The following is a 13,200-nucleotide window of genomic DNA, read 5'->3' as shown; positions in this document are numbered from 1 at the left end:
CCTTTTGGTCAGTGCGAAACTTGCGGCAGCGGACGAGCGCGACTGATGAAATGAGCGTGCGCCGCGACTTCAGCGAGATAGTGATCCATCGCGGTTCGCGCGAGGGCGGTGCCGGGGTGACGGAAGTGCACATAAATTCCGTCCTGCCAGCGACTGATCCACAGGTATGTCTCGCAAGCATCAGAACTACGACTGATCATAAATCGTGTCCGCCACCGCGGCCACAGGTCTGACCCCGGCACAATGCGATTGTCCATATAAGAGACCATGAAACGGTCGCGCAGCGCGGTGCCGAGCAGCTCCATCGCTTTTGGAAATGGCACCTGAGCGGTTTTCTTGGCTCGCTTGAGCTCGAGCCGCGCGACGCGCAGGAGTTCCGGCAACGTGCCAGCCAGGCGGAAACGCACCGGGCCCATCCCGACATACCATCCTACCGAGCGCATCGAGGGCAGATCGTACCGCGTGTGAAAGGGGGCAACGGCGAGGAATTCTCGTTGGTCCGCCAGTGTCTTTCCGGCGAGCGCCAGACAGGCGAATAATCCCGTCGTCGCGTTTCCGCCCTGGGACCTGCAGCCGCGATCGAACTCAGATGCTTGTGCCGCATCGAGCAGCCACATTCGCCCTGTGCGTTGTAAGGTCCCCTCCGGGACACCGAGTGGTAGCGGAAAATCCGGCAATTGACCGCCGGTTGCGGCGATCAGTTCGCGCCAGTGAGCGATAGCAGGATGATCATCGGTCAAATCGCCCAGTCGCGCTCGTTCGGATTCAGCGTGGTCCAGATAGCTGCTCACCGGTGCCAGCCCGGGTGCCACTCCTAGGATTGCGGCTGTGTACAGCTCGCGGATTTCGTATGGCACCAAGGCGATGGAATAGGCATCGCTGACGGAGTGGTCGCAGGCCAAGAGGAGGCTTGTCGATGTCGGCCGGGTGATCGTCACGAAGACATATGCCGGCCAGGACAGCGGCTTGGTCTCTGCGTCGAACAGCTCTTCCAGTAATTGAGCTATTTCATCGGGATCGGCGCAGTCACTCACCACGGTTTTTTCAAGCGCTGCCGCGCCTCGATCAATCGTGGCACGACGAATTGCCGATCCATCCTTGACCAACCGGCTGCGTAGCGCCTCGTGCCGGTCGACCCAGCCAAGGATCGATTTGGTCAGCGCAGCGCTGTTGAACTCGCCCGGCAAGTCGAAGGCGGTGCCGAGCCAGCCGGGCCGGCCATCTTGCGCAAAGCGAAGATGGTCCTCCTGAACATGGGACGGACGGCGCGGGTCGGGCCGCCAGCTGACCGGGTCGGGAACGCCGACCCGCCATACCATCAGCCGACCCGGCTGCCGATCAGTATCGCAAAATTCCTTGATGTCCATGAAGGGTCGTCGCGATGGTTACAGGTGCAAGCTGCGCATGCGGCGCAGCGGCGAGCGCCAGATCCAGAGTATCGAGGCAGTGCCTAGCACACTGCTGGTCAGCAACATGGTGCGCAGGCCCGTTGCAGCGGCGGCCGCGCCGCCGACCAGTGCGCCCAATGAGCCCAGTCCCCACACGACGCAGCGGATGCTCGCATTGACCCGGCCTTGCAGGTGCTGCGGGACCAACCCATATCGAATTGGAACTTGCTGCACGTGGTAGAGTCCCTGGCCGATCCACAGAATGAATTGGGAGAGCGCCACGCATGCCACTGCTGCCCACCAGGGCCCGGTGAGCAGGGCCGCAAGGCTCATGCCTGCCGCGCTCACCGCCAAACCGGTCATTAATACGGGACCAAGCCCAATTGTCCGGCCCGCCCATGGTGAGCCTGCCGCGCCCACCACACCACCAAGCGCGCCGATGCCGAGAACCATGCCGACGATCCGGCTGTCGAATTCGAGAGTCCTGGTCAGATGCAGCAGAAAAGCCGCAGAATACGCGTTGTGCCAAAAGATGAATGTGCCGGTGGCCAGGGTAACGGCCCTTAAAACTGGATTGCCGAACACGCTCGCCAACCCTTCCGCAATTTGGACGAGCACAGTGCTCGAGGGGGCCGCTGAGCATGAGGCGGCACGCATCGGCACCAGCGAGAGCAACGCGGCGGCAAGCAGAAAGGAGACGCAGTCGGCCAGGATTGCGGTTGGAGCGGAAAACGCGTTGATGAGCCAGCCGGCCAGAAACGGACCTGCGGCCATCGCGGTCGCCTGGCTGAATTCCAATGAGCTCTGCACCCGAACCAGCTGAGACCGGTCCAGGACTGCGGGTATGCACGCCAGATAAGCCACGTCGGCGATCACCGCGGCTACCCCAACCAGCACGGTTGTCACGTACAGCTGAACCATTCCCAGATGTCCAAGGCTGGCGCACAACGGAATGGTGGCGAGCGTTACCGCCATCACCACATTGGCGGTCAGAAGGATTCGTCGGTGCGGGAGACGGTCGACGATGACCCCGGCGAACAGGCTCACGAAAAGGCACGGTGCCCGACCGCAGGCCAGCAAGAGCCCCGCCTGCGCCGGTCCGGCATCCAGCAGGGTAATTGCAGTGAGCGGTAGCGCCAGCACGGTTACGTTGGAGCCCAGCAAGGAAATGGTCTGACCAACGAGCAGCGCAAGGTAGCTGTTTGGCAGCCGGTGAGGCACACCAGATCGGTGCCGGCGACTCACGCGTCGCCAGACGGGGTTGAGGTGGACAGATAGCCTAGTCGGGCCAGTTCACTTCCGGCGATCTCCTCGAACTCCAAAATCTGAGCTGGCGTCAAATCCTGGACATGGCGACCGATCCGTCCCTGATGCAGCGGCTTTCCCGCAGCCTCGGCTGCCGGATGGTCGTGCGGTTGTTCGAACAACGCGTGTTCGTATTCAGCGTGACGCAGCACGGCCTCGTCCCAAGGCAAGCCGAGGTGATCCAAAATCGCCGCCAGAGTACTGCGGGGACTGCTGACAAGGTCCTCGTAACGCACCTCGAGGTAACGGCCAGGCGGCGCGATTCCGTGCGGCCGGGATACCACTTCAGCCCAGCCCTGGGCGGCATCGGCAATTGTTCGGTACCCCCAATCAGGAACTGTCCTCAGATGAGAGGCGGCAACGTCGCGGCCGTCCCGCACGATATGCACGAAATGTGCACGCGGCCACAGGCGGGCGAAGTCGTCGATCCGGGTGATCTTCCGCTGCAGTTTCAATCCCCAGCGTTGGGCTCCGCTGCGCGTCCGGCGCAACTCGCCGATCTCGTTGATGAGGTGGCATCGGTCGGCGAACGAAACAATGTCATTGCCGGTGACGACCATGACCTTGCCGATAAGTTCGCGCACGTCATCGAAGTCGAGACCGAAGCGGCGGCACTGCACCACAAAATGCGTCCCGTCGTACCAGAACGGATCAATTGTGTTCTTGCTTGCGCCCATGAGCCGTGAATCGGCCGCAAGCAGATCGATGGCACCAAGAATGTGCGGCCCGAGGTTGGGCGGTTCGAGGAAGTCGATCTCTGGCCCGGCTACCAGATCCAGATGCGAGTCGAGCACGATACTCAGCAGGGTGGTGCCCGACCGGTTGTCACCTCCGAGAAGCACCGGCGATGTGGAAAATGGATCCGGTTGCGACATGGCCTTGTTCTCTGTTCGACATGCGTGCTTGTCAGTGGACGGGCGCATTGAACCAGCGCCGAACCGCTCCCGGGGTGGCAACGAAATGATCTCTGGCGAACCGTACCGCAGCTGCGACTGGATCCGGGTCGCGAGCCGGGCTCTCCATGCGGGACAGCGCCGCCGGAAGGGCCTCTCCAGCTGCTTCGACGGCGGCCTGCACATCGGTGTCGGATACCGCCGCCGATGGCATGAAACGCCCACCATACTGCATCAGAAAGCCCCGACCCCACATTTCCTGGAAGAAGGCATGGCCAAGCTCGGCGTCAGCAAATACGACGTCGAACATGGTGGGCCAGGCAAACGCCCATGCCGCGACCTGCTGTCTTGTGAAGACGCCGTTGAGCCCCTTGATCAATTGCTCGCCGACCTCGCCCATCCGGGCCAGCGCGGTCCCGTCGCGCAGGGCGTGCAGGGTGCTCAATGCAGCGGCGAACGGGGTGACTTCGCGCTGGTAGGTGTTTCCCATGTATGTCTTTTCGGCCGCGGCGAGTACGTCCGCTCGGCCCGCGACTGCGGACAGCGCCATTCCGTTCGCCAGTCCTTTGCTCAGTGTAATCAGATCGGGCGTGAGGCCAATCGCCATGTGGTACCCGCCATGGGCGTAGCGAAATCCGGTCATCACCTCGTCAAGAATAAGCAGGGCGCCGTGCCGATGCACCAGCCTCTGCAGTTCCTGATGGTATTCAGGCGGGAAGAAGTTGACCTCCGGGGTGATGATCACCGCGGCGACGCGCTGGACACTTGCCAGCTCGTCGAGCAAGTCTAGGTTGTAGCGGAAGTCCACGCTGTCCCGGTCCCGATTGGGCAGCCCCATCTCCGGTCGGTCCTGCAGCTGCCAGTCATGCCAGCCGTGATATCCGCTGGTCAGTACATGGTTGAGGCCCGTGAACGCGCGGGCAAGGCGCACGGCTGCGGTGGTAGCGCAAGATCCGGTACGGAAAAACATTGAGCGTTCCGCGACGGGGAAGATCTCCGCCAGCCGTTCGGCCAATTCGACCCGGTGCACGGACAGCGGTCCGGGCAGAATCCCGCCGGTACGGCGCATCTCAGCGGCTGCATGCGCCACGACCGGCTCGAATCCGGCCCCCAGCGGCGCAGCACCGCTACAGGAAGTGAAATCGACGTATTGCTTTCCATTGATGTCCCATGCATGCGCGCCTGACGCGCGTCATCACGACCGGAAAACGCCTGTTGAGATCCCACTTCTGCGAGGCGGTGACGCGCAGGGCGCGTCGCAGTGCCGATCCATGCCCGTCGGTCGCGGTCACGGCGGCAGTAGGCGTGCTGATCGACAAAACCCGTCTCCGTTGCGCTCTTTACGCCAGTTGCGTGACTATTCTTCGAGCGATCCGCAGCGCGTTCGCCTGAATGGTGAAGGTCGGGTTGACGCCCCCGGCATAGGGGAAGAAGCCGCCATCCGCGACATAGAGATTGTCGATGTCATGCACGCGACCCCATCGGTCAACCACCGATTGTGTCGGATCGAGTCCCGCCCGACAGCCGCCATGCAGGTGGCCGCTGCCGAACTGATAGTTGGAATCTTGATAATCGACTTGTTTTACCCCAGCCTCGGCCAGCAAGTTCGACGCATGTCGGGACAAGTAACCTAGTCGGCGCTTGTCGAGGGGATGGGTCCGATAATCGAGAATGATCTTGGGCAAACCCAGCCCGTCCCGGCTGGTGGCCCGCCGGACCGCATTGTTGCGCATGGGCTGATCGCCCGCCAAAAAATGCAGCCGTAGCCTTATCTCTCCGTCGGAATCCGTGCGTTCAGGCGGACTTGCTTCGTAGATCATTCCGCCAAGCCCCGAAGGCGCCTCGTCGTCCAGGTAGTGATCGGACACCGCGACAGTGGAGAAGGGGCGGCCAAGCTGGGGCGTGATCGGCGGATTTATCGTGGTCCTACCGGACACGTAGCCGCTGATCTTAAAGGAGATGCCACTGCCTACCATGCCAGATGCGTTGCCGATGCCGTTGGGCGCTGCCTGTTGCGTCGACCGTAGGAGCAGGGCGGCAGACTGCACCGCGTTGCCCGCGAGTACCACGCAGCGGGCGCGGACCCGAGCGCGTTGTCGGTTGAGCGTATCCATCCATTCCACCGAATCGGCTCGACTGGCGTTGCCGAGATCGATGCGGACGGCCTTGCTGCCGGGCGCAACCGTCAGCGCGTCCGGCGGCAGGGCGATACCCGTGAACGGCGAGCGTGCGTCGGCCCTCGCGCCGCTCGGGCACAGATGTTCGTTGCATGGTCCCTCGCAGCCACAGGCTGGCCGGCCGCGATACGGCATCGAGTTGATTGCCAATGGAGTGGGGAACGGCAGCCGGCCCAGGCGTGCCCCGGCATCGGCAATCAACTGGCCCTGCACGCTGTACTGGTGCGGTGGCAGAACGGGGGGATCGCTCGGCGGCTCGAGCGGGTCCGCTCCGGCCAAGCGGGCGACTCCGACGTGCCGTTCCAGCTCATCATAGAATGGGCGTAGTTCGGTGTAGTCAATCGGCCAGCTCGGGTCGAGCGCGTCCCCGGCCACATGCGCTCGTGCGTCAAAATCGATGGCGCGACAGCGGAAGGCTATTCCGGCATACAAAGTCATTCCGCCGCCGAGCGCGCAGACGGTCCACGGACGCCCGAACGGCGTCAACGTCCCTGCCGCAGACTGCACCAGCGCGCTATCCATCCCATTTTGGACGCTCGCCAGCGAAGCGCCGGGAGGAAGTCTTCGACCTTCCTCGAGAAGCAGTACTCGCAATCCGCGTTGCGCAATCTCGTGAGCGACCGTCGAGCCGCTGGCGCCACTCCCGATTACGCATACATCAACAATATCGGCCATCATTTTCCCATCTTCTGGCAACAAATATCGCCGATGCACAATAGCGCCGTATTCATTAGAGAGCAGGTGCCATCAAACAAGTCTCATCGCGAGTGCTGAACGCGCGGCTGATCCATACGATCGCCTCGGATTATCCGGTTTGGCCTCGCTCATCTGCAAGGATCATCTGCAAGGATCATCGCCGTGAGATCGTACAATATGACGCCGCGTGCGATTCAAGCCCTTCGAGGCAGCAACCGCATGAATATGAGCAAGCGGCTTCTTCCGAACGCAATTTTTGATAGATCTAAGAGCTCTCAAAGCAAATTCACCCACCTGTGCTCCTGTTGTGAGCACCAAACATATATTTTCGTGATCGAGAAGGCGCTCGCAAGTTCCGCTTCGAGGCGCCATGCGGGGGGCTTTTAAGGTCGCACCCGCTGGAATGCGTCGATCGGTCACTACTCTCATATATCATTGTGCGAATTGTGCGCGGTTTGATCGCGGGAAACTCAGCCGGTCCGTGTGATGATGGACCCACCAGCAATGCATTTTCTTTCACAACTCTCCGCAATCATCAGACGACGGCTGGAGCGACTCAAGCTGCGCCCTCCATAGACGGCAAAAAAAGGCCCGGCCTGATCGATGGCCGGGCGTGAGTCAGTCTGGGGGAGCGAGGCTGCTAAGCATCGCGCCAACTTCCGTCGACAGAGGGAGGACTGTCGGCGGTATTTGCGGCAAGGCTTTCACCGCAAATTCAAACAGCGAAAGGATCATGTCTGACAAATCTGGTGTGAATTGTCCTCCTTTGCGTAATCTCATAGACGATGATTGGAACAGTGGCATTGCACTCTGCTGTACACATCCGACCGCATCGGCGTCATCGTCTCATCGTGGCAGCTCGGGTATCCTCGTTAGCTGCTCTGAGATGGTACAACGTGACGCCGCGTGCGAATCAAGCTCTTTGAGCTGATCCGCATACAATTTCAAGCTGACCGTCTTTCACAAGCAGCTAAGTGCTCCGAGAGGGGTAGACTCACGTGTTGCATCCGCTTTTTTTTGATGGTCGTGCACCGCACCGCGATCGAGGCGTCGTTGCGCGCATGTTTTCCATGTGAGCTCATGCCTGTTGGCCTTTCCAGAAGCTGACGTGCTTTCTGATTGGCGGCCGGGAATCTTCAGCGCACCATTTGAGTGTCTTGTTAGCCAGCCGAATGACACGGTCGGCGTCGACGATCTCAAATGCGCGATGATCATTCTACCAATACCGGCAGATTGGTCCGGGCACGACAGACCTGGAGCCCGATCTGAGCATCCTTACCGGGGAGTTGCGGGGCACGGCTTATTCGGCGGGCCCATCCCAGCCAAGCGCCAGAGCTGTGCTGGCAACACGGAAATCGCTCTCCTGTAGCCGCGGGTTCTTCAGCGGTTGACGATGCGGATTTTCTGAAGCTTGCTGGCCTTCCCCGAAATCCGATCGGCGACAGCCGTTCGCTGCGGCGAGATCGCGGCGGGGCGCTGGCCGGGTGGGCGAATTGCCCTGGATTTCGCCCACGAACAATGCATTCGCCTCAAAGCCAATTACAACCGGCGCTCGGTCGTGCCTACCCGAAACCTATCCCAGGCTGACGAGGCGATCGCCGTTCCTGCTGAGTCGTTCCGGCTCCAAGAGAACAAAACTCGACGTCCTTGCCGGTCATGCCAGTGAGTTTAGTACGAAGCGGTCCAATCTGTGGCGCGGATAACACATTGCCAGGGCCGACGAGACAGTTGGATCGCTGCGTACAATGTTTAGTGGCGTACAAAGGCCGATGTGCCCGTAAAATTACAGGGCAATAGAGTGTGCTTGAACTGTCGTTCGCGGCTATTGGTCGGATAGAGGGTCAAATGCATCATGCGGTTGGGAGCCGCTATGAGTCGACAACGACAGATGAAGAGCGTGAGTTGGTGCGCTGCAGACAGGAGATCGCGCGTCTCAAACAGCTAGTCGTGCAGCTTTCTGAACTCGTCTTGCGCAATGTCACGCAGAATGCAGAGGGCCGAAAGCCGCAATCCGACTGACGCGCTCGTCCGTATACCGAATGGTTAATCCGCAGATGATGGACGTTAGACAAAGCCATTATGATCCGCCGCGCGGCGTCCCCCTGGGGGAGGGGAGCGGCCCCGCCCTTGTTCTTCATGGGGCGGGGCCGCGTAATTTCCGGTCGAACCGCTTCGTGGATCGATAAACATCAGTGATACGTATCGCACGGATGTGAGTCTGCAGGCTCTCGATCAGCCCTTTCATCTTGTCGATCCCTCATAGATCTGCGTTAGGCAGGTCTAACAAGCTCCATTGCCTCCAACCCGGTGGAGGCGCTGAGCCTGGAGAGCGGGCCGTGCATCGATCGGGTAAAGGTCAACGATCGGCGTATGCACGCGGTGGTCGCTTTATGCGGATAGCGATCTATGGATACGAAGCTGCTCCACAGCTAGCTTTGATATCTCTGCTGGATCGCTAACCCCACTTGCGCCGATCGCGATGACCTTCTTCGCGACGATTTCAGCGATAGGGTCGTCTCGATCAACCAAGCAAAGCGAATGCAGTGTCTGTGCATAGGCCAAGCTCAGACATTCAATTTCTTCCGGCCGTAGTTTACTGCCCTGGAGTAATCGATCGATCGGCATTGATCACCGCTCCGGGAGACACGTAGCTTTGATGCGTCGGCCTAAGATGCGTCAAAACGCGCTCGGGTTGGTCTCGCTGTAGCCGGCCTTGTCATCCCACCTGTAAACGACGTAGTCGAGCTGCTTGATGTCACCCTTGGCGTCGTATTCCAGCTTGCCAATCACCGTGTCCCAGGAGCCCGCCTTGATCACGTCCATCACCTTCCTCGGATCTGTGGTGCCGGCCTTGGTTGCGGCCTGGGTCCAGACCTGAACCGCAGCGTAGGTGTAGAGGGTGTACCCTTCGGGATCGATGTTCCTGGCTCTGAACTTACTGACGATGGCAGCCGCCACCGGCTTCTTGCGTGGGTCTGGCCCGAAAGTGAAGAGCGTACCCGCTCCAGCTGCGCCGGTGATCGAGGCAAATTCCTTGTCAGCCAAGGCGTCACCCGACATCAGTACGGTCTTCAGGCCCTGATCACGCATCTGGCGCAGGATGAGACCTGCTTCCTGGTGATAGCCGCCGACATAGACGAGGTCGATATTGTCCCGCTTTAGACGCGAGACAATCGCATTGAAATCCTTGTCGCCCTTATTATAGGACTCGTAAATCTTCTCGATGACGCCGGCCTTGTTGAGGGCCCTCTTCGTCTCGTCGGCAAGCCCCTTGCCATAGGTGGTCTTGTCGTTGAGAATGCCGATGTTCTTGCCCTTGAAATGCTTGGCGATATAGTCGGCAGCAACCTGGCCCTGCTGGTCGTCGCGGCCGCAGACGCGCGCCACGTTCCATAGCTTGCGCTCGGTGAACAGGGGGTTGGTCGAGGCGGGCGTGATCTGCAGTACGTTGCCGTCCGCATAGGCTTCTGAAGCCGGGATCGACGACGAAGAGCAAAAGTGCCCGGCAACGAATGGGGTCTTGGCGGCAGCGATCTTCTCCGCGACCGATCGCGCCTGCTTAGGATCGCAGGCATCGTCCTCAATGTCGAGGGCGAGCCTCTTGCCGAGTGCGCCGCCGGAAGCGTTGATCTGCTCCACCGCCATCTCGGCGCCGTTCTTCATCTGCCGCCCGAAGGCGGACTCGCCCCCAGTTATCGGTCCAGCGACGGCGATGGTGATGTCCTCTGCCAGTGCCGCGGTGGACAGCGCAATCAGTGCTCCAAACGCAAAGCCGATCAGCTTGAGTGATGTCATGGATGGTCCTCACAAGGTAAATACAGCGGCGAGTAAGTCGAGCAAAGCAAAGCGATCCGGGCGACGGCCAGCGCCTAAAAGCAGCCGGAGATAAAGTCATGGTCGCGCATCGAACCCCTTCGAGTGCACTGCCATGATGGAGGAGCAGCCCACCTTGAGCCGGTGGAGAAGCAGTCCGTCACGCCGAACCCTATAAAACGGTGAACTATCGGCAGGCAGCTCATCGTCCGAAAGCAGTACAAAGGACATTTTCCGATGCCGTTCCAGCAGAGTGAGGAGGAGCCGGGGCGCGTACGCAAGGGTAGAGCTATATCAACGAGCAATATTAACGTACGAACGTTCGTCCCGTCTCATTCTCGCAACGCGTTGCCCATCTCATATCGCCCGCCGCTCGTTCAACGCGCGGCGCTACGTTGGACGAACACTAGCGGAAACGTGCAGCCAGGAAAGTAATAGCTCAGTCCGCAACGTACAGAGCTCGTCGCGTCAGGAATGCGTACGTGAGAGGTAAGCGGTCTGGACGGGAGAGAGATGAGGCGATCGTTCACATCGTCCGCCATTCGAAAGACGGTCCACATGCCTTACCGACATCGACGGTGGCAGACGGAACTGACTGCAGCGTTGTTTTCGCTGTCCTGGCTAGGCTGGCACGAAGGCTCTCGGCGTCAGCCGAGCCCGCGACGAGGTCAGAAATCCTTGTCGTCCTTACAGGTCGTTGAACTCTTGATACTTGATGGCGAGGCCGGCATTCACAAGGCGACAAGGCAACCGGCGCTCGTTTCAAATGAAGGCAAAGACGAGCAGGCTTGAGCAGAGGAGCGCGAAGCTGGTTGCGGTCAGCGCGAGGAGACTACCCGAGACAAGGTCATGATTGCGCATGAATCGCCCTCGATTGGACCTATAACGAAGCACAGGGTGGCAGTTCGCTAAGCTGAATTCTTGGCGATTCTGATTGCACTATTCCTGCTTTCTCTGCGTGATGGTGCATCTTTGCAGCGTTATTGCGCCGCAACTCGTTGAAGCGCAGCGTAGCAAGAGCGGATCGAGTTCGAAGCCTGTCAGAAGTGCATCAGTGCTCGGGTGACACGGCCGGCGAGCTGGCCTTGGTCAGGCGCTGGCGGGCTGCTCGCACGTTGAACTAGCCGTGCAGCCTGCCCGGAACTCGACCTTCTGCATATTCGAGCACGTCCGTCCGCGAAGGTTCCGGGCTTCGGAAAACCGGGTTACTTGGTCGGCCGAAGCGCCCGGCTACGTGCGTTTGCCGCGCTTGCCATCTCCGGCCGCATTTCCGCGCTCGCACCCTCGGGCGTGTCGTCCTTCCAGCGTACCGAGCCGAATGGCCTCTCCAGCATGCGGCGAACACGTACCGGCGCAGGACCGATGTGGAAGTGAATGGCCCGCCGCTCCAGGGCACGTTCCGACTGGGTCGGGCGGTTGCGCCAGCGCAAATAATCGAACCAGGTCGGAAAGTGATAGCGTTCGGTCCACAATTCGGGATCGGCGATGTCGCGCGCGATCGACCAGCCATAGGCGCCATTGCGCTGGCGCGACAATTGCACGTCCTGCATGATATTGTGAAAAGCGCGGGCGTTCTCTTGTGCAATTCGGTATTCGATCTCGACGACGAGCGGCCCGCTTCGGTCGGTCAACGCGAGCCGTATTTCGGGATCGGCGAGCAGCTCAGGCTCTTCGCCGCGCGCGCCGACACGGGGCATAGGTAGCCAACGGCCGATAAGTGGTGAGGCGAGCATCAGGGCGGCCGACACCAGCAACGCAATTTCAACGCCGGCCGCGTCGGTCAGATGGCCCCAACCCCAGCTGCCGACGGCGATCCCGCCTGAACTCGCCGCTTGATAGGCTGCAAGCGAGCGTCCGGTCACCCAGCGCGGTGCCGACAGCTGCACCCCGATGTTGAACACCGCCCATGTCATCATCCACACGGCTCCAGCCAGGACCAGTGCCGCCGCGGTCAACACCGGTTGGCGGCTGAGCGCGACCGCGGCCATCGCCGCGCCCATGGACAACGCGCACGCGCGGATCGCGGCCTCGCCGCTCATTCGTTTGCGGATCTCGGCGATGTTCAGCGCGCCGACCACGGCACCCAGGCCGAAGGCGCCGAGCATGATGCCGTAGGTCTGGGCGTCGCCATGCAACACATCCCGCACCACCAGAGGCATCAGCGCAGTAATCGCGCCGCCTCCGACGCCGGTTATAAGGGTGCGAAGCAATACAACTTTGATAGATGGCGAATTGCTGATGTAGCGCACGCCAGACACCATTGCGCGGCTCAATCTTTCAGGCGGCAAGCGTGAGGGGGCGCTGACGCGCTTCCAAAGGAACAACGCGACCATCAGCGGCAGATAGAGCAGCGTGTTGAGCGCGAATGCGGCCACTGCACCGGCGCTAGCTACCACCACGCCGCCAATTGCCGGGCCGACGCTCCGTGCGATATTGTAGCTGATGCCATTCAGCGCAATGGCCGCAGGCAGCTGCGCTTCCAACGGCACTTGTTCGCTTACGGACGATTGCCACGCCGGTCCCATAAGGGCCATCCCGGTGCCGACCACGAAGCAGAGTACGAGCAAGACATTCGGTGTGGCCAAACCAAGCCAGGCGGCCACAGTCAGGCCGGTTGCGCCGGCAAGCGCGATGCCAAGCGAAACCAGCGCCACGATGCGGCGATCGTACATATCGGCGATCGCGCCGGCTGGCATCGAAATCAGCATCACTGGCAGCAATAGCGCGGTCTGCACCAACGCGACTTTGTCAGCCGAGGACGTCATCTGCGTCATCGCCCAGGCTGCACCGACACCTTGAATCAAGCTGCCGATATTGGACAGGAGGCTCGCAAGCCAGATACGGCGAAACGTCGCGTGCCGCAGAGGCGCCGTGATGCGTTCGGCGCTACGCGACTGGACTGTGGTTGAATCGGTCATGTCAGATCGT

General features: G+C 60.8%; 7 protein-coding genes and 1 pseudogene. All 8 read right to left on the bottom strand.

Annotated features, from left to right (window positions below; genetic code table 11):
* Window positions 1–8 precede the first annotated feature (8 nt).
* The 8 genes and pseudogenes from J2R76_RS17460 to J2R76_RS17430 all read right to left on the bottom strand — a co-directional run bounded on the left by J2R76_RS17460 (window position 9) and on the right by J2R76_RS17430 (window position 13,190).
* Window positions 9–1,367, bottom strand: a complete 1,359-nt coding sequence (locus J2R76_RS17460) for a condensation domain-containing protein (RefSeq protein WP_253624315.1) — start codon at window positions 1,365–1,367, stop codon at window positions 9–11.
* An 18-nt stretch (window positions 1,368–1,385) separates the two neighbouring features.
* The gene (locus tag J2R76_RS17455; RefSeq protein WP_253624314.1) at window positions 1,386–2,609 is read right to left on the bottom strand and encodes an MFS transporter; all 1,224 of its coding nucleotides are present in this window, start codon (window positions 2,607–2,609) and stop codon (window positions 1,386–1,388) included.
* Between the two features lie 20 nt (window positions 2,610–2,629).
* Window positions 2,630–3,568: a sulfotransferase gene (locus J2R76_RS17450; RefSeq protein WP_253624313.1), complete on the bottom strand. Its 939-nt coding sequence runs from the start codon at window positions 3,566–3,568 to the stop codon at window positions 2,630–2,632.
* Between the two features lie 31 nt (window positions 3,569–3,599).
* Window positions 3,600–4,517: an aminotransferase class III-fold pyridoxal phosphate-dependent enzyme gene (locus J2R76_RS17445; RefSeq protein ID WP_375166570.1), complete on the bottom strand. Its 918-nt coding sequence runs from the start codon at window positions 4,515–4,517 to the stop codon at window positions 3,600–3,602.
* Window positions 4,503–4,766 (bottom strand): annotated as a pseudogene (locus tag J2R76_RS40655) (aminotransferase class III-fold pyridoxal phosphate-dependent enzyme); the annotation flags it as partial. The gene J2R76_RS17445 and the pseudogene J2R76_RS40655, both read right to left, overlap by 15 nt.
* Before the next feature lie 160 nt (window positions 4,767–4,926).
* Window positions 4,927–6,441, bottom strand: coding sequence for an FAD-dependent oxidoreductase (locus J2R76_RS17440; RefSeq protein WP_253624312.1), 1,515 nt, complete (start codon window positions 6,439–6,441; stop codon window positions 4,927–4,929).
* A gap of 2,694 nt (window positions 6,442–9,135) precedes the next feature.
* Window positions 9,136–10,254, bottom strand: coding sequence for a branched-chain amino acid ABC transporter substrate-binding protein (locus J2R76_RS17435; RefSeq protein WP_253624311.1), 1,119 nt, complete (start codon window positions 10,252–10,254; stop codon window positions 9,136–9,138).
* Window positions 10,255–11,477: 1,223 nt separating this feature from the next.
* The gene (locus tag J2R76_RS17430; RefSeq protein WP_253624310.1) at window positions 11,478–13,190 is read right to left on the bottom strand and encodes an MFS transporter; all 1,713 of its coding nucleotides are present in this window, start codon (window positions 13,188–13,190) and stop codon (window positions 11,478–11,480) included.
* Between the last annotated feature and the right edge of the window lie 10 nt (window positions 13,191–13,200).

Source organism: Bradyrhizobium sp. USDA 4532, from assembly GCF_024171315.1.
Lineage (GTDB): Bacteria > Pseudomonadota > Alphaproteobacteria > Rhizobiales > Xanthobacteraceae > Bradyrhizobium > Bradyrhizobium australafricanum.
This window is presented reverse-complemented; position numbering and strand designations above follow the sequence as displayed.